At 64.8% G+C, this 20832-nt stretch carries 20 protein-coding genes; 13 read left to right on the top strand and 7 right to left on the bottom strand.

Translation table 11 applies throughout. The features are described from left to right. Nucleotides 1-12 precede the first annotated feature (12 nt). The 3 genes from ACZ1JW_RS06180 (at nucleotide 13) to ACZ1JW_RS06170 (ending at nucleotide 1665) form a co-directional block, all read left to right on the top strand. Nucleotides 13-495, top strand: coding sequence for a disulfide bond formation protein B (locus ACZ1JW_RS06180; protein WP_465124382.1), 483 nt, complete (start codon nucleotides 13-15; stop codon nucleotides 493-495). A 1-nt stretch (nucleotide 496) separates the two neighbouring features. After that, entirely contained in the window at nucleotides 497-1006 is a 510-nt protein-coding gene (locus ACZ1JW_RS06175; protein ID WP_465142344.1) for a demethoxyubiquinone hydroxylase family protein, read from the top strand. Nucleotides 1007-1083: 77 nt separating this feature from the next. Further along, the gene (locus ACZ1JW_RS06170; protein ID WP_465142343.1) at nucleotides 1084-1665 is read left to right on the top strand and encodes a hypothetical protein; all 582 of its coding nucleotides are present in this window, start codon (nucleotides 1084-1086) and stop codon (nucleotides 1663-1665) included. Between the two features lie 144 nt (nucleotides 1666-1809). Here ACZ1JW_RS06170 and fabI read toward each other — a convergent pair whose 3' ends face one another. Genes fabI through ACZ1JW_RS06155 form a run of 3 tightly spaced genes read right to left on the bottom strand, consistent with a single transcriptional unit; the run spans nucleotide 1810 to nucleotide 4619 of the window. Then, nucleotides 1810-2613 carry an enoyl-ACP reductase FabI gene (gene fabI, locus ACZ1JW_RS06165; RefSeq protein WP_465124385.1) on the bottom strand — a complete coding sequence of 268 codons (804 nt, stop codon included), beginning with the start codon at nucleotides 2611-2613 and terminating at the stop codon, nucleotides 1810-1812. Then, nucleotides 2610-3656 carry a YihY/virulence factor BrkB family protein gene (locus ACZ1JW_RS06160; RefSeq protein ID WP_465142342.1) on the bottom strand — a complete coding sequence of 349 codons (1047 nt, stop codon included), beginning with the start codon at nucleotides 3654-3656 and terminating at the stop codon, nucleotides 2610-2612. Before ACZ1JW_RS06160 ends, fabI begins: the two co-directional genes overlap by 4 nt. 15 nt (nucleotides 3657-3671) lie before the next feature. After that, the gene (locus ACZ1JW_RS06155) at nucleotides 3672-4619 is read right to left on the bottom strand and encodes a DnaJ C-terminal domain-containing protein (RefSeq protein ID WP_465142341.1); all 948 of its coding nucleotides are present in this window, start codon (nucleotides 4617-4619) and stop codon (nucleotides 3672-3674) included. A 232-nt stretch (nucleotides 4620-4851) separates the two neighbouring features. Here ACZ1JW_RS06155 and pdxH point away from each other — a divergent pair, with 232 nt between their 5' ends. From pdxH to ACZ1JW_RS06140, 3 genes are read left to right on the top strand one after another with little or no spacing between them, the layout of a single operon-like run. Further along, nucleotides 4852-5463, top strand: coding sequence for a pyridoxamine 5'-phosphate oxidase (gene pdxH / locus ACZ1JW_RS06150; RefSeq protein WP_465142340.1), 612 nt, complete (start codon nucleotides 4852-4854; stop codon nucleotides 5461-5463). 10 nt (nucleotides 5464-5473) lie between these two features. After that, on the top strand, nucleotides 5474-6466 hold the full coding sequence (locus ACZ1JW_RS06145; protein ID WP_465124389.1) for a cation diffusion facilitator family transporter: 993 nt from the start codon (nucleotides 5474-5476) through the stop codon (nucleotides 6464-6466). Continuing rightward, on the top strand, nucleotides 6463-7278 hold the full coding sequence (locus tag ACZ1JW_RS06140; protein WP_465142339.1) for a PhzF family phenazine biosynthesis protein: 816 nt from the start codon (nucleotides 6463-6465) through the stop codon (nucleotides 7276-7278). The genes ACZ1JW_RS06145 and ACZ1JW_RS06140 overlap by 4 nt, the downstream gene beginning before the upstream one ends. Nucleotides 7279-7290: 12 nt before the next feature. On the opposite strand, the gene ACZ1JW_RS06135 is transcribed toward ACZ1JW_RS06140, so the two are convergent. Then, the gene (locus ACZ1JW_RS06135) at nucleotides 7291-8415 is read right to left on the bottom strand and encodes a serine hydrolase domain-containing protein (protein ID WP_465142338.1); all 1125 of its coding nucleotides are present in this window, start codon (nucleotides 8413-8415) and stop codon (nucleotides 7291-7293) included. Nucleotides 8416-8447: 32 nt separating this feature from the next. Between ACZ1JW_RS06135 and ACZ1JW_RS06130 the strand changes: the two genes are divergently transcribed. Then, the gene (locus ACZ1JW_RS06130) at nucleotides 8448-8819 is read left to right on the top strand and encodes a hypothetical protein (protein ID WP_465124392.1); all 372 of its coding nucleotides are present in this window, start codon (nucleotides 8448-8450) and stop codon (nucleotides 8817-8819) included. A gap of 3 nt (nucleotides 8820-8822) precedes the next feature. Here ACZ1JW_RS06130 and mnmA read toward each other — a convergent pair whose 3' ends face one another. After that, nucleotides 8823-9962 carry a tRNA 2-thiouridine(34) synthase MnmA gene (mnmA, locus tag ACZ1JW_RS06125; RefSeq protein WP_465142337.1) on the bottom strand — a complete coding sequence of 380 codons (1140 nt, stop codon included), beginning with the start codon at nucleotides 9960-9962 and terminating at the stop codon, nucleotides 8823-8825. 145 nt (nucleotides 9963-10107) lie between these two features. Between mnmA and ACZ1JW_RS06120 the strand changes: the two genes are divergently transcribed. The 6 genes from ACZ1JW_RS06120 (at nucleotide 10108) to ACZ1JW_RS06095 (ending at nucleotide 17330) form a co-directional block, all read left to right on the top strand. After that, a complete protein-coding gene (locus ACZ1JW_RS06120; RefSeq protein WP_465142336.1) occupies nucleotides 10108-10467 on the top strand; it encodes a hypothetical protein in 360 nt (119 codons plus the stop codon). A gap of 7 nt (nucleotides 10468-10474) precedes the next feature. Next, the gene (sciP, locus tag ACZ1JW_RS06115; protein WP_465124395.1) at nucleotides 10475-10774 is read left to right on the top strand and encodes a CtrA inhibitor SciP; all 300 of its coding nucleotides are present in this window, start codon (nucleotides 10475-10477) and stop codon (nucleotides 10772-10774) included. A 346-nt stretch (nucleotides 10775-11120) separates the two neighbouring features. Next, nucleotides 11121-12290: an efflux RND transporter periplasmic adaptor subunit gene (locus ACZ1JW_RS06110; protein ID WP_465142335.1), complete on the top strand. Its 1170-nt coding sequence runs from the start codon at nucleotides 11121-11123 to the stop codon at nucleotides 12288-12290. Nucleotides 12291-12299: 9 nt separating this feature from the next. Continuing rightward, nucleotides 12300-15479: an efflux RND transporter permease subunit gene (locus ACZ1JW_RS06105; RefSeq protein WP_465124397.1), complete on the top strand. Its 3180-nt coding sequence runs from the start codon at nucleotides 12300-12302 to the stop codon at nucleotides 15477-15479. A 115-nt stretch (nucleotides 15480-15594) separates the two neighbouring features. After that, nucleotides 15595-16800 (top strand): DUF445 domain-containing protein, encoded by a 1206-nt coding sequence (locus ACZ1JW_RS06100; RefSeq protein WP_465126435.1) that lies wholly within the window; start codon nucleotides 15595-15597, stop codon nucleotides 16798-16800. A 5-nt stretch (nucleotides 16801-16805) separates the two neighbouring features. Beyond that, nucleotides 16806-17330 carry a GNAT family N-acetyltransferase gene (locus ACZ1JW_RS06095; RefSeq protein WP_465142334.1) on the top strand — a complete coding sequence of 175 codons (525 nt, stop codon included), beginning with the start codon at nucleotides 16806-16808 and terminating at the stop codon, nucleotides 17328-17330. On the opposite strand, the gene ACZ1JW_RS06090 is transcribed toward ACZ1JW_RS06095, so the two are convergent. Both ACZ1JW_RS06090 and groL read right to left on the bottom strand, forming a co-directional pair. Beyond that, nucleotides 17314-18990: an ATP-binding protein gene (locus ACZ1JW_RS06090; protein WP_465142333.1), complete on the bottom strand. Its 1677-nt coding sequence runs from the start codon at nucleotides 18988-18990 to the stop codon at nucleotides 17314-17316. The genes ACZ1JW_RS06095 and ACZ1JW_RS06090 overlap by 17 nt on opposite strands. A 161-nt stretch (nucleotides 18991-19151) precedes the next feature. Then, nucleotides 19152-20795: a chaperonin GroEL gene (gene groL, locus ACZ1JW_RS06085; protein WP_144904690.1), complete on the bottom strand. Its 1644-nt coding sequence runs from the start codon at nucleotides 20793-20795 to the stop codon at nucleotides 19152-19154. Nucleotides 20796-20832: the final 37 nt, after the last annotated feature.

The following is a 20832-nucleotide window of genomic DNA, read 5'->3' as shown; positions in this document are numbered from 1 at the left end:
AGGGCACGGCCCATGACCTCGCATCAGTCCCGGATCGCCGCCTATGCGCTCGCCCTGATCGTACCCGCAGCCCTGATGGGCGGGGCACTGATCTCGCAGTTCGTGTTCGGGCTCTATCCGTGCCAGATGTGCTGGTGGCAGCGTTATCCGCATATCGCCGCAATCGTGCTCGCGCTTCTGGCGTGCACGATGAAGGGCAAAGGATCAGGCGATCTCACGGTCACGCTCGCCGCCATTGCCATCGGCATTTCCGGCCTGATCGGGGGCTTCCACGCAGGCGTCGAATATGGCTGGTGGGAAGGCGTCACCGCCTGTTCGACCGTGGCAGGCGGCGGCAATCCGCTTGATGCGATCATGAATGCGCCGGTCGTCCGCTGCGATGTTGCCCCTTGGGACCTCTTCGGAATCAGCCTCGCCGGGTTCAACTTCCTGATCTCGATCACCGGCGCGATCCTCGTGCTTGCGCTGCTCGGCAAAGGCCGCAAGGGAACCTGATATGTCCAAAACCGCCGAAATGCTTCGCGTCGACCAGGCCGGCGAATTCGGTGCGACCCGCATCTATGCAGGCCAGCTTGCGGTCATGGGCAATCGTGGCCCTCATTCGGCAGAGATCGCCGCGATGGCCGAACAGGAAGCTGGGCACCGCGCCAAGTTCGATGCCCTGCTTGCCCGTCGCGGCGTCCGTCCCACCGCGCTGCAGCCGGTATGGTCCGCTGCCGGGTTCGCTTTGGGCGCTGCCACCGCGCTGATCGGCCCTGAAGCGGCGATGGCCTGCACCGCCGCGATCGAGACAGAGATCGACCGGCACTATACCGAACAGCTCGAAGAACTGGGCGACCAAGACCCCGAACTCGCCGACATGATCCGCGAATTCCGCGACGACGAACGCGAGCACCGCGACGCTGCGCTTGCGGCGGGTGCGGAGAAGGCTCCTGCTTACCCGCTGATGTTCCACGCCATCCGCCTCGGTTGCCGCGCTGCCATCGCACTTTCAAAGCGGATTTGATTCCCCGCAACGACCGCGCTTCATCTACCATTCACTGCAGGCGCGCCCTATATCGGGCAGAGCCTGACCGGAGACCGATGATGAAGCGCCTGATCCCTGCCGCCCTGCTGCTTTCGAGCGCGCTTGCCGTCCCTGCCCTTGCGCAAGGCGCTGACCAAGGGCTCATCGATCCGGCCGGCGAGAAGGTCAATCAGCTGATCGTCTATGGCGACGATCCCTGTCCCAAGTCCGAAGGCAACACGATCACCGTCTGCGCGCGCAAGGAAGAGGAAGAGCGTTTTCGCATCCCCAAGCCGCTGCGCGACAATCCCAACGCGCTGGTCAATCAGGCGTGGAGCCAAAAGGTTCGCGCCTATGAAACGGTCGGCAACTTCGGCACGAACTCTTGCTCAGCCGTCGGCGCGGGTGGTGCCACGGGCTGCCTCACTCGCCTGATCGACCGCGCATATGCCGAGAAGCGCAACAGCTCCGACGTTCAGTTCGGCAAGCTGATCGAGGAAGAGCGCGCCAAGCGCCTTGAAACGATCGATGCCGATGCGGCTGCCGAACAGGGCCGGGTTGAGCAGATCGAGAAGGAATACGAAGCCCGCCTGAAGCGCGAACGTGAGCAGGCAGGCGAACAGGCTACTCCGCCCGTGGCGACGCCAGCTCAACCCTGATTGCCCACCCCGCTGCGACTAAGCTCGCCTACGGCTCCCTAAGTCTCGCGGCCCTCCCGCCTGCGGGAGGGCAGGCGCTGTGCCTTGTTCCCCCCTCCCGCAGGCGGGAGGGGTTGGGGGTGGGCACCGGCGACAGCCGGTAAATCAACCCAAGGCAATATCCGGCGCGTCTTCCTGCTTCATGCCGACGGTGTGGTAGCCCGCGTCCACGTGATGCGTTTCGCCGGTCACGCCCGATGACAGGTCGGACAGGAAATAGAGCCCCGCGCCACCGACGTCCTCGATGGTCACGTTGCGGCGCAGCGGGCTGTTCAGCTCGTTCCACTTGAGGATGTAGCGGAAGTCGCCGATGCCGCTGGCAGCCAGCGTCTTGATCGGGCCTGCCGAGATCGCGTTGACGCGCACGCCTTGCGGCCCGCAGTCGTTGGCGAGGTACTTCACGCTGGTTTCCAGCGCCGCCTTGGCCACGCCCATCACGTTGTAGTGCGGCACGACCTTTTCCGCGCCGTAATAGGTCAGCGTCAGGATCGAACCGCCATTGGGCATCATCTCGACCGCGCGCTTGGTGACGGCAACCAGGCTGTAGGCCGAGATGTTCATCGTCATCAGAAAGTTGTCGAGCGTGGTATCGTAGAACTTTCCGCGCAGCTGGTTCTTGTCTGAATAGCCGATGGCGTGGACGATGAAGTCGATCGTCGGCCAGCGCGCCTTGAGCGTCTCGAAGGTCTGGTCGAGCGCGGCCATGTCGGACACGTCGCATTCGATCAGGAAATCGCTGCCAAGGCTCGCGGCCAGCGGACGCACGCGCTTTTCCAGCGCCTCGCCCTGATAGGAAAAGGCCAGTTCCGCGCCATGTTCGTGCAGCTGCTTGGCAATGCCCCAGGCGAGCGACTTGTCATTGGCGAGGCCCATGATCAGCCCGCGCTTGCCTTGCATAAGTCCGGTCATGCGTTCTCGTTCTCGCTTCTTGTCTCGTTCCCGGCGCGGCCCTGTTGAGCGCGCGCGCGATTGTCGGCCTGTCCCAGCATGTCGCGCTCTTCCGGCGTTTCGGCAAGTGCGGCGTTGAGTTCGGCCCCCACGACCATCCCTAAGCCGACCAGCCAGAAAAAGAAAAGGGCGATCATCACCCCGGCAAGGCTGCCGTAGGTCAGATCGTAGGAGAAAAAGGTGCGCAACGCAGTTGGGAGCGCCGTGGTCACCGCGATCCACCATGCCGTCACGAACAGCGCGCCCGGCCATTTCGGATAGTCCCGACCGCGATAGGCGCCCGGCGTGAGCGAGATGAACAGCAGCCACAGCGCGCCGTAGAGTACCACCGCAGGCACGAAGCGTGACAGCGACAGGCTGCCCACGAACGAACCGAATTGCGGCAGGAAGGCCTCGATCACTTCCTGTGCCGCACCGATCAGCACCTGCGCGAAGATCGCCAGCAGGATCAGCACGACCGACGCCAGCGTGATTCCCGTAGAAGCGAGGCGATAGCGCCAGAAGGCATGTTCCCAGCGCGTGCCATAGGCCCGCCGCAGGATGTCGCGGATCGTCTCGACCAGACTGCCCACAGTCCACAGACCGACCACACCGCCGATCCACAGCAGCCAGCCGGTGCGCGCCTCGATCACGCTGCGCGCCACCGGCTCGATCGTGGTGGCGACAACCGGGGGCAGGGCGATCAGCACCGTGTCGATCGCGGCCGACCGCTGGCTCGCCTCGCCGATGAACGAGAACAGCGCTGCCCCGGTGATGAAGAACGGAAACAGCGCGATCACGATCATGTAGGCAAGGTTTCCGGCATGGATCGAGCCATCGTTGAACACGCCGGTCCACACGCGCTTGATCACTTCCCACGCCCGGCTTCCCGGCCCGAGCCGCTGGCGCGCTTCGGAGAGGCCTGAACGCCAGCGCAGCGCTTCACGCCGCCGGGCTTCCGGCGACAGGTCGGGAAGGTCGACGAGAGGACGTGCCCCCGGCGGTGTCTGGCCGGAAGCGCTCATGACGGGAGCGTGTCCTCAGACACCAAGTTTGCCGCGAAGGTTGCGCATGTCCGCCCAACCCTCGAGACGCGCTTTCAGGTCCCCGTCATCGGCAGGAAGATCGATCTGCAGCGTGACCAGCTGGTCCCCGCGCGTGCCGTCCTTGCGGGTGAAACCCTTGCCCTTGAGGCGAAGCGTGCGCCCGCTCGAACTTCCCGGCGCGACGGTGAGCATGACGGCGCCGTCGACCGTCGGCACTTTCACCTTGGCCCCGTTCAGCGCTTCGGCGAGGCTGACCGGCAGGTCGAGCCGGATGTTGTCACCATCGCGCTCGTAGAACGGGTGGCTGCCGATCTCGATTGTCACGATGGCATCGCCATTGCCGCCCGGGCCCGGCTCGCCCTTGCCGGCAAGGCGCATCTGCTGGCCGCTTTCGAGGCCGGCAGGCAGCTTGAGGTCAACCGTCTTGCCATCGGACAGGGTGATGCGCTGATTGGCGCGGGTCGCTGCGTCAACGAACGAGACCTGCAGCCGGTAGTTGACGTTGGCACCCTTGGGTGGGGGGCCACGGCGCGCGCCGCCCATTCCGCCCATGCCACCGGCTCCCATACCTCCGCGCCCGCCGAACAGGCCCTCGAAGATATCGCCGATGTCGATGCCTTCCGGCCCTCCGCCGAAGCCGCCCTCGAAACCCCCATCGTGCCGGAAACCGCCTTGGGGGCCGCGAGAGCCGCCAAAGCCGCCGCCAAACGGGCCCATCGGATTGCCGTCGGCGTCGATTTCGCCACGGTCGAACTTGGCCCGCTTGTCCTTGTCCGACAGCAGGTCATAGGCGCGGGTGACCTCGGAGAAGCGCTCCGTGGCCTTGGGATTGTCCTTGTTGGTATCCGGGTGCAGTTCCTTGGCCAGCTTGCGGTAAGCGGACTTGATGTCCTTCTCGCTCGCGCTGCGCGGAACTCCCAGGATCGAATACGGATCTGCCATGGCATCCTAGCTAGGGCGCGCAGGGCCTGCCCGCAAGGTTGGCTTTCCTACATTGCGCGAGAAGAGTAGGCCGGACCCATGCAATTGATCCCGGTCATGGAGAAGCGCCCGAATTCGCGCAGAGTCCCCGCGAAGGCGGGGACCTCGGCGAGCGTCAATCAACGCCCGTCAGGCCCCATGACGGTTCCTCTCTGGACAGTGTAAACAGCGTAAACCCTTTCAGGAAACTCCCGTGAAGTCTGAACAGAATTCCGACGCTATTCCCCACGCCGATCCTTTCGCGATCTTCGAATCATGGTTTTCGCAGGCGCAAGCGAGCGAGCCCAACGACCCCAACGCGATGGCGCTCGCAACGGCGACGCCCGATGGCCATCCTTCGGTGCGCATGGTGCTGCTTAAGGGCCACGGCCCCGACGGCTTCGTGTTCTACACCAACTTCCACAGCCGCAAGGGCGGGGAACTGGCCGCGAACCCCAACGTCGCGCTGCTGTTCCACTGGAAGTCGCTCCGCCGCCAGATCCGCATCGAAGGTGCGATTGCCGAGGTCACACCGGAAGAAGCCGACGCCTACTTCGCCAGCCGCCATCCCGAATCGCGGCTGGGTTCGGCAGCGTCTGACCAGTCCCGCCCTCTGCCGGACCGGCAGGCCTATCTCGATCGCGTGGCAGCGCTGCGCGAGCAATACCCCGATGGCAACGTGCCGCGCCCGGCGCACTGGTCAGGCTATCGCGTGACGCCTGTGGCCATCGAGTTCTGGCAGGACCGCGACTATCGTCTGCACGAACGCCGCCGCTTCGTCAGCGATGGCGCAGGTGGCTGGACCAGCACCCTGCTTTACCCCTAAGGCGCCCGCCATGGACATGACCCGCGCCGACACGCACAACGACCTCAACCGCAAGGCCGCGCTTGCCAGCACCTCGGTGGCAGTGCTTCTTGTCGGCCTGAAGGTCTGGGCGGTGCTCTCGACCGGGTCAACGGCAATGCTCGGGTCATTGGCCGATACTGCGCTCGATCTCGTTGCGAGCCTTGCCACCCTGCTCGGCGTCTGGATCGCCTCGCAGCCCGATGACCACAACCACCGCTTCGGACACGGCAAGGCCGAGGCGCTGGCGGCGATGTTCCAGGTCGTCCTGATCTCGATCTCGGCCATCGGCCTCGCCTTCCGCGCGGTCGGCCAGTTCGTCGGGCAGGCTGAGGTGGCAGAGGCCGAATCGGGCGTGATTGTCTCGACCATCGCGCTGGCCGCAACCTTCGCGCTGCTGGCCTACCAGCGCCACGTGATCCGCCAGACCGGCAGCCTCGCGATCAGCACCGACAACGTTCATTACAAGTCGGACCTGTTCCTGAACCTCGCGGTGATCGCAGCCCTCGTCATCGATACCTACGTCGGGATCAAGGGTGCCGATGCGGTGTTCGCTTTCGGCATCGCGCTGTGGCTCGGCTGGGGCGCATGGAGCGCGTCGCAGGAAGCGATCGAGCAGCTGATGGACCACGAATGGCCGCTGGAAAAGCGCGAGCGCTTCCTTGAAGTCGTGGCCCAGCACCCGGAACTCAAGGGCCTGCATGACTTGCGCACCCGCACCAGCGGCAACCGCGATTTCGTCCAGTTCCACGTCTGGGTCGACGGACGCATGACCGTGACCGAGGCGCACCGTGTTATGGATGAGATCGAGGACAAGCTGACGGCGGAGTTTCCCGGCGTCGAAATCCTCATCCACCCCGATCCGGAAGGTCTGGTCGACGAGGACATGATGGGGGCGGAGAACCTGCTCAATCCCGGTCCTGACGGCACCAGCCCCGCCATCCTTGCCCAAGGTTCGCCAAGCACGGGAGCGCCTGCAACGTGAGCGATTCCAGAGTCCCCTACTTCCACGTCGATGCCTTCACTGCCCGAGCGCTTGGCGGCAATCAGGCCGCAGTGATGATGCTCGAAGCCTGGCCCGACGACGCGACGCTGCAGGCCATCGGCGCGGAAAACATGTTCGCCGAAACCGCGTTCCTCGTGCCCGACCACACCGGGGTGGCGGACTTCGAGCTGCGCTGGTTCACTCCGGCCGTCGAAGTCGCGATGTGCGGCCACGCCACGCTGGCGTCTGGCCATGTGGTGCTTGCGCAAGACCCGATGCGTGGCCGGGTCACCTTTGCCACGCGCAAGGCCGGCATTCTCGAAGTGGCGCGCGATGGCGCACGCTATGTGCTGTCGCTGCCAGCGGTGCCGACCGCACCGGGCGCGTTCGACGAAGCGGTGCCGCTGCTCGGTCAGGGCCAGCCGACAGAGGTGTGGCAGGGCGATGGCTACAACCTGTTCCACTATGCCACCGCCGACGAAGTCCTAGCGCTTGCTCCGGATTTCAAGGCGCTGCTTGCCTTCGGCGACGTGCAATTCATCGCCACCGCTGCCGGATCGGGCCACGTATCGGGTGCCGATATCGTCAGCCGCGTGTTCGTGCCCGGAGGCGGGGTTGATGAGGACGCGGCGACCGGGTCTGCCCATGCCGCGCTGACACCGTTCTGGGCGGCCCGGCTCGGCCGCAACACCTTCAGCGCCCATCAGGCATCGGCGCGGGGCGCGGATTTTGCCTGTCGTCTCGAAGGGGGCCGCGTGCTGCTGGGCGGCGATTGCGTAACCGTGGTCGAGGGTCTTTTCCGTCTACCCTGATCCGGTCTGGCCCTAGCGGTAGAGCGCCACGATATCGCCAAGCCCGTCGACAACCGGCGGGAGCTTGTCGTCCAGCGTCTTGCCGAGGCGGACCACGGTAAGGCCGCGGCTCGGGCTGACCATCACGTACTGGCCGAGATGGCCGATGCACGCGAACAGGTCCTTGGGGCCGCGATCCGGGAAGAGCGAGGCATCGCCGTTCGTAGGGTTACGATTGAGCCAGATCTGCGCACCGTACTGCGCCTCGCGCGGGGAAGGCGTGACCATGAACTCGATCCACTGCCGCGGAATGATCTGCGCGCCCTTGACCGAGCCCTTGTTGCGCAGGAACTCGCCGAACCTGCCCCAGTCGCGCGCGGTGCCGTGGATCAGCGATCCGCCGACGAGCGTGCCCGAGGCGTCGAATTCGGGAAGCATGGATTTCATCCCCGCCGGTTCGAACAGGCGCGTGCGCAAGTAATCGGCTACTGCACGACGGCGGCTTTCGGGATCGCTCGCCGGGCTGAGCACGCGCGCGGCGAGGTCTGCGAGGATCACGCTGGTCGCGGTGGAATACTCGAACTTGCGCCCCGGCTCCGCCTCGAGCGGCTGGTCCTCGGCATAGCGTGCCATGTCGTCACGCCCGTCAAGGAACAGCATCCGCACTTCGTCCGCCTCGTAGACGGGATCGATCGCCTCCGCGTGGCGCAGGCCCGAGCGCATCTGCAGGAGCTGGCGCACTGTGATCTCGCCCCGCGGGTCGCCTGGGCGCTGCCAGGCGGGAACCGGGGCTGATTGATCAAGCCGCAGGCGTCCGTCCGAAACCAGCATGCCGATCATCACCCCGGTGACCGACTTGGCCATCGACCAACTGACGAAGCGCGTGTTCTCGTGGTAGCCCTCGGCATAGCGCTCGGCCACGATCCGCCCGTTCTTCATCACGATCACCGCGCGCGTCTCGCCCATTTCGGGCGCGAACAGGGCATCGACTGCGCGGGCGAGCCTCTCGCGGTTGACGCCGGGGTCCTTGACTACCGCCTTAAGCGCGGCTTCGGAAACCGGCGGCGGAGCATCGGGCGCATTCGTCCCCTGCGAACATCCTGCCAGGACTGGCAGCAGCGCAAGGCTGAGGATAAGGGAGAGCGAGCGGCGGGCCATCGGGCCTGTCCTTTCGTCCAGAATCGGTATCCATGGCAACCGGCAACCACAGTTCCCCCACAGCTCCGTCGCTGACCATCGCCCCGCGCCGCAGCTGGCGGCTTCGCGCTGCGCTGATCGTGGTCGTGCTGCTGGCAGCACTGCTCGCGACGTTCTGGTCCTCGATCCGGGGCTACGGGCAGACCGGGGCGAGCTACGGCGCACGCGTTGCCTGCTCCTGTCGCTATGCCGGTGGCCGCACGCTTTCGGATTGCAAGAAGGATTTCGAGCCGGGAATGGAGCTGGTTACTCTGAGCGAGGACGCCGAGGCGAAGAGCGTGACCGCACGTTTCGCGCTGATGTTCGGCCAGACCGCGACCTATCGCGAAGGCTCGGGCTGCGTGCTGGAGCCGTGGAAGCGCTGACCCCTAGCTGTCCCAGCGTTCGGTCGAATCGATCCAGCCGCCGCCGACTACACGCTCCCCGGCATAGAGCACGGCGGCCTGCCCCGGTGCGACACCGTATTCGGGCTGGAGGAAGCGGATGCGCGCGCTGGCGCCATCGCCGAACGAGCCTTCGAGCGTGACCGGCACTGGCTTTGCCAGCGAGCGCACCTTTGCCGTCAGCGGGCCTTCCGGAAGGGGGCCGATGCGGTTGGTCTCGGTGATCAGCGCGCTGCTCACGGCCAGCATCGGGCGCGGGCCGACGAGGACACGACGCGACGGCGCGTCGAGACCGACCACGTAAAGCGGCTCGGGCTGCCCCCCGATCTCGAGGCCACGGCGCTGGCCCACGGTGTAGTGGATAATGCCGCGATGATGTCCCAACACTTCGCCGCTGGCCGCATGGACGATGTCACCCGGCGCAGCGCCTTCGGGACGGACCGCGCGCACGATCTTGGCATAGTCGCCATCGGGCACGAAGCAGATGTCCTGGCTGTCGGGCTTGGCCGCGACGACAAGACCCATCTGCTCGGCCATTCGCCGGGTTTCGCTCTTGGGCAGGCCACCCAGCGGAAAGCGCAGGAAATCGAGCTGCGCCTCGGTCGTGCCATAGAGGAAGTACGACTGGTCGCGCGCGGGATCGAAGGCGCGGTGCAGTTCGGCGCCGGCGGGGCCCATCACCCGGCGGACGTAGTGCCCGGTGGCGAGGCAATCGGCACCCAGTTCGCGCGCCATGGCCAGCAGGTCGGTGAACTTGGGCCCCATGTTGCAGCGGACGCAGGGGATAGGTGTGCGGCCGTTGAGATAGTCGTCGGCAAATCGCTCGACCACTTCCTCTCGGAAACTCGACTCGTGGTCGAATACATAATGGGCAATACCGAGGCGGTCGGCGACGGCTCGGGCATCGCGAATGTCGTCACCGGCGCAGCAGGCACCCTTGCGGCCGGTTGCCGCACCATAGTCATATAGCTGTAGCGTCACGCCGATGACTTCGGCACCGGTCGCAGCCGCAAGTCCGGCCACGACCGAGCTGTCGACTCCGCCCGACATGGCAACGACGATTCGCCGGGCCGAAAGTGGTCCGGGCAGGTCGAAAAGGTCTGTCTGGGCGAGAGTATCAGGCATCGCGCGCCCATAGGCGTTTTCGCGAAGAAGGGCAAAGTGCCTGTGTTGCCGGGGCCAACTGGGGATAAATCGGTCCTTGCTCCATGAACAAAAGCTAAATTGCTCCTTTACCGGACCTTAGCCATCTCCTGCCTAGAAGCGTGGCATGGACATGAGCTTCAACGATCCCGGCGGATTTGCCACAGGAGAGGGCGCCATCGGGCTGCGCCCTTTAACGTGGCACGGACTGTGCGCGCGCATTTCTGCCGCCCAGGATCTGCGCCGGGCACTCTCGGCTGTCGGGGCAAGCTCTGGCGCAAGTGCGCCGGGCAGCTCCGTTCCTGCCACCGGGAGTTTCCACCGGCAGGCTGCCGCGTTCATCGCATCGGGAATTCCGGGCGTTCCGCCGCACCTGAGCGCGGGTGAACACATCGTTAACCCAAACTCTTCAGCGAATGGCAAAGCGAACCCGGGCACACCGGAAGACCTGAATACAGGGGTGCGGTCCAGCCGCGCCGAAGCATGAGATTCCTATGATCGAGAACCAGAAAATCCGTCCGGCACAAGTGATCGGCCCGCTCGGAGAGCCGCTGACGATCGACAGCCTGCCGCCGCCGAACACAACCCGCTGGGTCGTTCGGCGCAAGGCCGAAGTCGTGGCGGCGGTCAACGGCGGACTGCTGACGATCGACGAAGTCTGCGAACGCTACGGCCTGACGCTCGAAGAGTTTGCCTCGTGGCAGCGAGCGGTTGACCGTTCGGGCATGCAGGGCCTGCGCGTGACCCGCATCCAGCACTACCGCGATCTGTACGAGCGCCAGCTCAAGTACTGATTGCGCCAACCAGCTCCATCCGCAACGGTCGCTTCCACCCGGAAGCGGCCGTTGTTCTTTTGGGCGTCTGTTCTGCACCGCCCGGTCATTGCACAGCGGCATCCTTGCTGCGGCAAAAGCGTTACAAAAAGTTACAGGTGCAAGAAAGACACGGTCCTGAATTGGGCATAAGTCCTTCGTCGAGACGGAATTGCACCTCGTCGGAAGCAGGTCTATTGCATCGGCTTGGCCTGCCAATACGGCGGGGCCGCGTGTTTGCGGCGAGTGCGTTGCGGATGTGACACACCTACTCGAGTTTTGAAGGGGCCGGCCCTCGCCCCGCCAAGGGACGAAGGCAGTGACGAACATGAACTACGAAACGACCATCAATGCCGAAGGACCGCTTTCGCCCCAGTTTTCGGGAGACGAGGGCAGGCCGGGCAACACACGCCGCTTCTGGATCATCGGTGCGCTTGTCGCTGCCGTTGTGGTCGCTGCATGGTTCCTGATGCACCGTGGCAGTGATGCAGGTGCAGGCGACAAGGCAGCGCAGGCGCAGGTCGTGACCGTGGTGGTTCCGGGCGCGACGACGATCACAGGCACGATCACGGCCAGCGGCACGATTGCGGCCCGTCGCGAAATGCCGGTCGGCGTGGCAGGCGAAGGCGGACAGATCGTCAGCGTACTGGTCGACGCGGGCGATTGGGTGAAGGCAGGGCAGGTGCTCGCCGTCATCGACCGCTCGGTGCAGAGCCAGCAAATCGCGAGCCAGGCCGCCAACGTCGAAGTCGCAGCCGCCGATGCACGCCTCTCTCAGGCCAATCTCGACCGTGCGCTCAAACTGGTCGAGCGCGGGTTCATTTCGAAGGCTGACGTCGACAGGCTGACCGCCACGCGCGATGCCGCCGTTGCCCGGGTCCGTGTGGCGCGGGCGAGTCTCGGTGAACTGGGTGCGCGTGCGGCGCGGCTCAACATCGTTGCACCTGCCGCCGGTCTCGTGCTGACCCGTGCGGCAGAGCCGGGCCAGATTGTCAGCCCCGGCAGCGGCGTGCTGTTCTCGATGGCGCGCGATGGACAGATGGAAATGCAGGCCCGCCTTGCCGAATCCGATCTCGCCAGGCTCGCGGTCGGCGCCTCTGCCAAGGTCGTCCCGGTCGGCTCCGAGCGCACGTTTGACGGCCAGATCTGGCAGCTTTCCCCAACCATCGACCAGACCAGCCGCGAAGGCATTGTCCGCATTGCCCTGCCTTATGACCTTGCGCTGCGTCCGGGTGGCTTTGCCACGGCCACGCTGGCTTCGGGCACCGTGACCGCGCCGCTTCTGCCTGAATCGGCGATCCTGAGCGATGACAAGGGTACCTTCGTCTACGTGATTGGCAGCGACAACAAGGCCGAGCGCCGCCCTGTAAAGACCGGGGAAGTGAGCGCACGGGGCATTACGGTGATCGAGGGGCTTTCGGGTCGCGAGCGCGTGGTGCTGCGGGCCGGCGGCTTCCTGAATCCGGGCGACAAGGTCCAGCCGGTCGTTCAGAAGTAAGGGCTGGCGATGAACTTCCAGAACATCTCGGCCTGGTGCATCCGCAACCCGGTCGTCCCCATCGTCCTGTTCATCGGGCTGACGCTCGCGGGCATTGTCTCGTTCATGGGGATGAAGGTCCAGGACAACCCGGACATCGAGTTCCCTGTCGTCATCGTCCAGATCTCGCAGCCCGGTGCCGCGCCGACCGAGATCGAGAACCAGATCACCCAGCGGGTCGAATCTGCCGTCCGGTCGATTGCCGGCGTCGACACGCTGACTTCGACCGCGTCGGAGGGCAGCAGCCAGACGCAGGTCCAGTTCAAAATCGGCCAGGACATCAACGCGGCGGTCAACGAGGTCAAGAACCAGGTCGACCAGATCCGTTCGGACCTGCCTGAAGGCATTCTCGAGCCGCAGGTGTTCAAGGTCGAAACATCGTCCAACCCGATCGCGTACTATGCTGTCGTGGCCGACGATATGACCATCGAGCAGCTTTCGTGGTTCATCGACGATACCATCGCCAAACGTCTGTTGACCGTGCCGGGCATGGCCGAAGTCAGCCGCTCTGGCGGGGTCAATCGCGAGATTGCCGTCACGCTCAACCCGGCGAAGATGACCGCGCTTGGCGTGACTGCAAGCCAGGTCAACGCCGCGCTGCGACAGGTCAATATCAACGCCGCGGGCGGCAAGACGGAAGTTGCCGGATCGCGCCAGTCCGTGCGCGTGCTGGGCAATGCCAAGACGGCCTATGACCTCTCGCAGACCGAAATCTCGCTCTCGGGCAACCGCACCGTGCGTCTGGCCGACGTCGCCGATGTGCGCGATGCCTACAGCGAGCTCACTTCGGTCGCGAAGTTCAACGGCAAGGGCGTGGTCACCTTCTCGTTCTCGCGCGCTCGCGGGGAATCCGACGTCTCCGTCTATGACGGGGCGCTGGAGGAAATGAAGAAGATCGAGGCGGAGCAGGGCGGCAAGATCCACTTCGAACTGCTGTTCACCTCGGTCACCTACACCAAGGACCAGTACCGCTCGTCGATGAACGCCATGGTCGAGGGCGCGGTGCTCGCGGTCGTCGTGGTGTTCCTGTTCCTGCGCGACTGGCGCGCGACGATCGTTTCGGCGCTGGCCATTCCGCTTTCCTCGATCCCCACGTTCTGGGTTCTCGACCTGATGGGCTTCACGCTCAACCAGATGTCGCTTCTGGCCCTCGGCCTGGTTGCAGGTGTGCTGGTGGACGATGCGATCGTCGAGATCGAGAACATCGTCAGACACATGCGAATGGGCAAGAGCGCCTATCAGGCCGCCATTGACGCGGCCGACGAGATCGGCCTGGCGGTGGTGGCCACGACCTTCTCGATCGTCGCGGTGTTCTTCCCCGTCGCGCTCATGCCCGGCGTTTCCGGCCAGTTCTTCAAGAACTTCGGCCTGACTGTGGTCATTTCCGTGCTGTTCTCGCTGCTCGTCGCGCGCATGATCACGCCGATGGTCGCGGCCTACTTCCTGCAGGCCCATGGTGAGGCCGAGCATGGCGGCGGGCCGTGGATGGACAAGTACATGAAGGTGCTGGGCTGGTCGCTCGACACTTCGAAAGCCGCGGCCTACCGCGCCGAGCATCCGCGCCGCCGTTTCCGCGCGCGCCTGCGCGATCATCGCATGTGGATGATGGGCATCGGCATAGGCGCATTCGCCCTGACGATCGTCATGTTCGCCTCGATCCCGGCACAGTTCTTCCCCGATGCGGACAGCGATTCCAGCACCGTGACCATCGAAATGGTGCCGGGGACGACGCTGCAGCAGACCGAGCGCAAGGTTTCGGAAGTCGTATCGCTGCTGGCAAAACAGCAGGAGGTCGAATCGCAGCTTGCTTCGGTGCGCGAGGGGCGGGCCAATATCTACGTCAACCTCCGGCCCGATCGCGTGCGGACCAGCCTCGATTTCGAGCGCGAGCTGACCCCGCAGTTGCAGGCGGTCCCCGATATCCGCGCGAACTTCCAGGCGCAGGGACCAAGTGGTCCAGGTGGCGGTTCGGGACGCCCGATCAGCATCATGCTGGCGGGGTCGGATCCGGAACTGCTCCAGAAGACCGCGCAGACGCTGGTGGACCAGATGGGCACGCTGCCCCTGCTGGTTGCCCCGCGCATCAGCGCCGACTTGCGCCGCCCCGAAGTGATCATCAAGCCACGGCTTGATCTTGCGGCCAATCTCGGCGTGACGACACAGGCACTCAGCCAGGTGATCCGCATCGCGACGCAGGGTGAAATCGACCAGAACAGCGCGAAGTTCTCGCTGTCGGACCGTCAGGTTCCGATCCGCGTGAAGCTGCCTGAATCCTCGCGCCGCGATCTTTCGACAATCGAGAATCTGCCGGTGCCGACAGCCTCGGGTGGCTCGGTGCCGCTATCGCGCGTGGCAGAGATCGGGTTCGGCTCCGGTCCCACCCAGATCCAGCGCTACAACCAGAGCCGCCGCGTCTTCGTTGGCGCCGACTTGCGGCCCGGCGTGGTCAAGGGCGATGCCATGGCCGCCATTGCCAAGCTGCCGATCATGAAGAACCTGCCGCAGGGCGTTTCCAACACGGCGGCCGGTGAAGACAAGTTCCAGGCCGAACTGATGAAGAACTTCGGCATCGCAGTGGCCTCAGGCATCCTGTTGGTGTTCTCGGTTCTGGTGCTGTTGTACCATCGCTTCATCTCGCCGCTGGTCAACATGGGTTCGCTGTTCCTCGCCCCGCTGGGCGGTCTGCTTGCGATCTGGCTGTTGGGTGAGGCCCTGTCGCTGCCGGTGTTCATCGGCATCCTGATGCTGTTCGGCATCGTCGCGAAGAACTCGATCCTGCTGATCGACTTCGCGATCGAGGAAATGGCCACAGGCAAGGACAAGCTCGCCGCCATTACCGAGGCCGGCCACAAGCGCGCGCAACCGATCATCATGACGACGGTCGCGATGGTGGCGGGCATGATCCCGACCGCCGTTTCCGTCGGCGGCGATGGCGGATGGCGCGCGCCGATGGGCATCGTCGTGATTGGCGGGCTGACTCTGTCGACCGCGCTGACCCTGCTGATCGTTCCGGCAGGTTTCAGCCTTGCCGATGGCGTCGAGAAGCGCATCGGACCATGGCTTGCCCGCAAGGTTCTCGGCTACCAGCCGAACGACCGGGCGGACTCCGAGCGGAACGAACCGGTGCGCGAGGCATTACCGGCGGAGTGATTGCAACAACGCCCGAGCCAGCCGGGGCAAGACTCCGGGCCAGCGCGGATTTCACCGCATGACGTCCGGCCGCCTTGCTTCTCGACCTGCAGGCCCGGTGGATCGGGCGCGCCGGATGCGGGTAGTGGCAACATCCCTGCTGCTGGCCATGGCGGTGGTCTACGCTCTGACCCGGCGTTACGAAGGCCTTCATCCCGCGCTCGGCTTCGTCCGCGCCTTTGCCGAAGCCGCGATGGTGGGCGGCCTGGCTGACTGGTTTGCGGTCACCGCGCTGTTCCGCCATCCGCTGGGCCTGCCGATCCCGCACACCGCGATCATCCCCGAGAACAAGGACCGCATCGCCGAGACGATGGCGGCGTTCCTGCAGGCCAACTTCCTCACGCCGCAAGTCGTCGCGCGCAGGATGGGGGCGGTCAACGTTGCCGCCGCCGCTGGCACTTTCCTTGCCGATCCCCGCACCGGTGAGAGCCGATTGCGCGACGGTGCGGCAGGACTGCTGGCCGACGTGCTGGAATCGCTCGATCCGGAAGAGCTCGGCGGCCTCGCCAAGGGCGCCTTGCGGGCGCAGCTGGAGAAGATCGAACTCGCGCCGCTGCTCGGCCAGCTGCTCGGCGCGGCGATTGCCGACGGGCGGCACATGCCGGTGATCGAGAGCCTGATCCGCAAGGCAGCCGAAACGATTGAGGCCAACGAACCGCTGATCCAGGCCACCATCCACGAGCGTGCCAACACCATCCTGCGCTGGACTGGCCTCGACGAGAAGCTCGCCAACGCGATTCTCGACGGGCTCTACAAGCTGCTGGCCGAAACGCTGGTGGTCCGCGACCATCCCCTGCGCCGCAAGATCGAGGAAGGGCTCGAAACCCTCGCGCACGATCTCGTCCATGATGCAGAGATGCGCGCGAAGGTCGAGCGGATGAAGCACGAGGTTCTTGCCAATCCCGCATTCGGACGGTGGCTCGACGGTTTGTGGGAGCGGGGTCGCACGCGCCTGCTGCAGATCGTGCGCAATCCGCGCGGGGCGCTGGGCGGACAGTTCGGCGCAAGCCTTGCCGAGCTTGGTAGCGCGCTGAAGGATGACGTGCGCCTGCAGCGCGTGGTCAATCGCTTCGCCCGCCGGACCATGGTTGGCGTTTCCACGCGCTACGGTGCCCAGATCGTCAGGCTGGTGTCCGAGACGGTCAAGCGCTGGGATGCGCGCACGGTTACTGACCGGATCGAAGGTGCGGTCGGTCGCGACCTCCAGTTCATCCGCATCAACGGCACGCTAGTCGGCGGGCTCGTTGGCCTCACTCTCCACGCACTGGATCTTGCGCTGTGACTCCCGTGATCGAGACAACTCGCCTGACGCTTTCCGAACCCGGACGCGAGGACTACGTGCTCCTGCGCGATCTGGTGTCCGATCCGGAAGTGCACCGCTTCCTCGGCCCGCGGCCGGAAGAACCCACCACCGACATGTTCTCGCGGGCCTTGCGGGCGGCAGGCTCCTGGCATTTCTACGGCTACGGCCTGTTTCTTGCGCATGAGAAGGCGACCGGGAGCTTCGTCGGACAGTTGGGCGTGTTCCACTCCATGCGTGGCTTCGGCAAGGGCATGGACGACATGGTTGAAGCGGGCTGGATCGTTGCGCGCGAGCACTGGGGCAAAGGCTTTGCGCGCGAGGCCATGGAAGCGGCGCTGGCCTGGGTCGAGAAGATGCATGGCATCACGCGGGTCGCCTGCATGATCGAGCGTGGAAACGATGCCTCGGTTGCACTGGCGGAGCGGCTCGGTTTCGTCAGATACGGCGAGCACGAGATCGCCGAAGACGTGGTCGTCGACCTGTTCGAGAGGTTCAGCCCTCGGGGTTGAGCCCTCCGTCACCACCAAGCAGCTTTGCGGCGCGGCGCTGAAGCTCGTCGATGGGGAAGGGCTTGGTCAGGACGTCCACCCCCTGCTCCATCGAATCCTTTTGCAGGACCACGCTGTCGGCATAGCCGGTGACGAACAGGACGCCGAGGCCGGGGATGCGGCGGCGGGCCTCGTCGGCGATCTGACGGCCATTGAGCCCCCCGGGCAGACCGACATCGGTGATCAGCAGGTCGATCCCGTCCTGACGGTCCAGCAAGGCCAGTGCCGCCGCGCCATCACTGGCCTCGATGCAGTTGACATTGATCAGGCCCAGGCCATCGACGATCATCATTCGGACAGTCGGCTCGTCGTCCACCACCAGCACGGTTGCGCCCGGTAGCGCATGAGGCGAACGGCGCGAACTCGCAGGAACGGGTGCCTCTGCCTCGGCATCGTGGCGCGGGAGGTATATGCGCACTTCCGTGCCAAGCCCTGGCGTTGAACGAAGGCGGACCAACCCGTTGCTCTGCCGGGCAAAGCCGTAGACCATCGAAAGGCCAAGGCCCGTACCCTGCCCGGTAGGCTTGGTGGTGAAGAACGGTTCGAACACGCGGTCGAGGTCTTCGGCCGGAATGCCGACGCCTGAATCGCCGACCGTGATGGTCACATAGTCGCCCGCAGCAAGGCCGCGCTTGTCGGCTTCCTCGTCACACAGCGTGACGTTGAGCGTGGAAATCGACAGGCGGCCGCCATCCGGCATGGCATCGCGGGCGTTGATGCACAGGTTGAGCAGCGCATTCTCGAGCTGGTTGGCATCAACCAGAGCAGGCCAGAGCGCAGGGTCAAGTTCGGTCTCGACCGTGATTGCCGGCCCCATGGTGCGGCGCACGAGATCGATGAAGTCCTCGACAAGGCGGTTGGCAGGCGTGGCACGCGGGGAGAGAGTCTGGCGCCGGGAGAAGGCCAGCAGGCGATGGGTCAGCGCGGCCGCACGCTGCGCGGCCCCGAGACCGGCTTCGACATAGCGCGGAACCTCGCCGGTCCGGCCCTGCTCCACGCGGCGGCCGATCAGTTCGAACGAGCCGGTGATCCCCGCGAGCAGGTTGTTGAAATCGTGCGCGAGGCCACCAGTCAGTTGGCCCACAGCCTCCATCTTCTGCGCCTGGCGCAGTGCGCTTTCTGCAAGCTCGCGCTGTGCGAGAGCATCGGCAACCCTCTGTTCGAGCGTTTCGTTGAGCTGGTGCAGTTTTCCTTCCGCACTGACACGTTCAGTGACGTCCTTGAACAACACCGCAACGAGCCGGTCCTCGAAGCGGCCGATCCTGAAGGATGACACTTCAAGATAGCGACCAGTCGCCACCAGTTCATTGCGGAACCGGATCGGCTCACCAGTATGGAGAACCTTGCCGTAGAAGGCGATCCAGTCATCCGCCTCGTCCGGAACCATTTTGCGCAAGTATTGGCCCACCACATTGGGGATGCCGGTGTGACGCTCGTAGGCGGGGTTGGCGAGGACATGGACGTAGTCGCTCAACGGTCCATGCGGACCATCGACGAACTCGATCACACAGAAGCCGTCTTCCATGTTTTCGAACAGGATACGGTATATCTCACGGTCGATTGCCGCGCCTCGGGAAGGACCCGAGGCCGGGAGTGTCGCTGCCGCAAACCCGTTCTTCACGGGTGGACCGGGGCCGGAGTCGTATCGCAGGCACAATTCATCGCTTGCCAAACGCAGTCCGTCGCGTCCGGTTCCCGGAATACTTTCTGCCCGGTGAACGAAAAGGGCCGGAAGGATTGCTCCCTCCGGCCCGATTTCTGTCAGCGAGAGCTGGCTTGGACTTAGAAGTCCATGCCGCCCATGCCGCCCATGCCACCACCCATCGGCGGCATCGCGGGCTTGTCGTCCGGACGTTCGCTGATCGCAGCTTCCGTGGTGATCAGCAGGCCCGAGACCGAAGCTGCGTCCTGAAGCGCGGTGCGCACGACCTTGGTCGGGTCGATAACGCCAGCGGCCTTGAGGTTTTCGTAGACGTCGGTCGAGGCGTTGAAGCCCTGGTTCTCGTCATTCTCGCGCAGCAGGTTACCGGCGACAACCGCACCGTCGTGCCCGGCGTTCGCGGCGATCTGACGCAGCGGGGTCTGGATCGCGCGGCGCACGATGTCGATACCCTTGGTCTGGTCGTCGTTGGCGCCCTTGAGGCCTTCGAGAGCCTTGGTGGCATAGAGCAGCGCGGTACCGCCACCGGGGACGATGCCTTCTTCAACGGCTGCGCGGGTTGCGTGCAGCGCGTCGTCGACGCGGTCCTTGCGCTCCTTGACTTCGACTTCGGTCGCACCGCCGACCTTGATGACGGCAACGCCGCCAGCAAGCTTGGCGAGACGCTCCTGCAGCTTCTCGCGGTCGTAGTCCGAAGTGGTGACTTCGATCTGCGCACGGATCTGCTCGACGCGGGCCTTGATGTCTTCGGCAGCACCGGCACCATCGACGATCGTGGTGTTGTCCTTGTCGATGGTGACCTTCTTGGCCTGGCCGAGCATGGCAAGCGTGACGCTCTCCAGCTTGATGCCGAGGTCTTCGGAGATCATTTCACCGGCGGTCAGCGTGGCGATGTCGCCCAGCATGGCCTTGCGACGGTCACCGAAGCCAGGAGCCTTGACGGCAGCGATCTTCAGGCCACCGCGCAGCTTGTTGACGACGAGCGTTGCGAGCGCTTCGCCTTCGATGTCTTCGGCGATGATGAGGAGCGGACGGCCCGACTGCACAACCGCTTCGAGGATCGGCAGCATCGCCTGGAGCGACGAGAGCTTCTTCTCGTGGATGAGGATGTACGGGTTCTCGAGTTCGACCGTCATCTTCTCCGGGTTGGTGATGAAGTAGGGCGAGAGGTAGCCGCGGTCGAACTGCATGCCTTCAACGACATCGAGTTCGAATTCGAGGCCCTTGGCCTCTTCCACGGTGATCACGCCTTCCTTGCCGACCTTTTCCATGGCTTCGGCAATCTTGTTGCCGACTTCAGCATCGCCATTGGCCGAGATGATGCCGACCTGGGCGATTTCCGACGAACCGGTCACCGGGGTCGAACGTGCCTTGAGGTTCTCGACGACCTTGGTCACGGCGATGTCGATGCCGCGCTTCAGATCCATCGGGTTCATGCCGGCGGCAACTGCGGTCATGCCTTCGCGAACGATCGCCTGGGCGAGAACGGTCGCGGTGGTGGTGCCGTCACCGGCTGCGTCGTTGGCCTTCGAGGCCACTTCGCGCAGCATCTGGGCGCCCATGTTCTCGAACTTGTCCTTGAGTTCGATTTCCTTGGCGACCGAAACACCGTCCTTGGTGATGCGGGGTGCGCCGAAGCTCTTGTCGATCACGACGTTGCGGCCCTTGGGGCCCAGCGTGACCTTCACGGCATCAGCGAGAATGTCGACGCCGCGCAGAATGCGTTCGCGGGCGTCGCGGCCGAACTTTACGTCCTTGGCAGCCATGATGTGTTCCTTTGAATTTCTTGAGTGGAGTTCAGGA

It is taken from the genome of Novosphingobium sp. BL-A-28-Hi1-0D, assembly GCF_055521755.1.
This window is presented reverse-complemented; position numbering and strand designations above follow the sequence as displayed.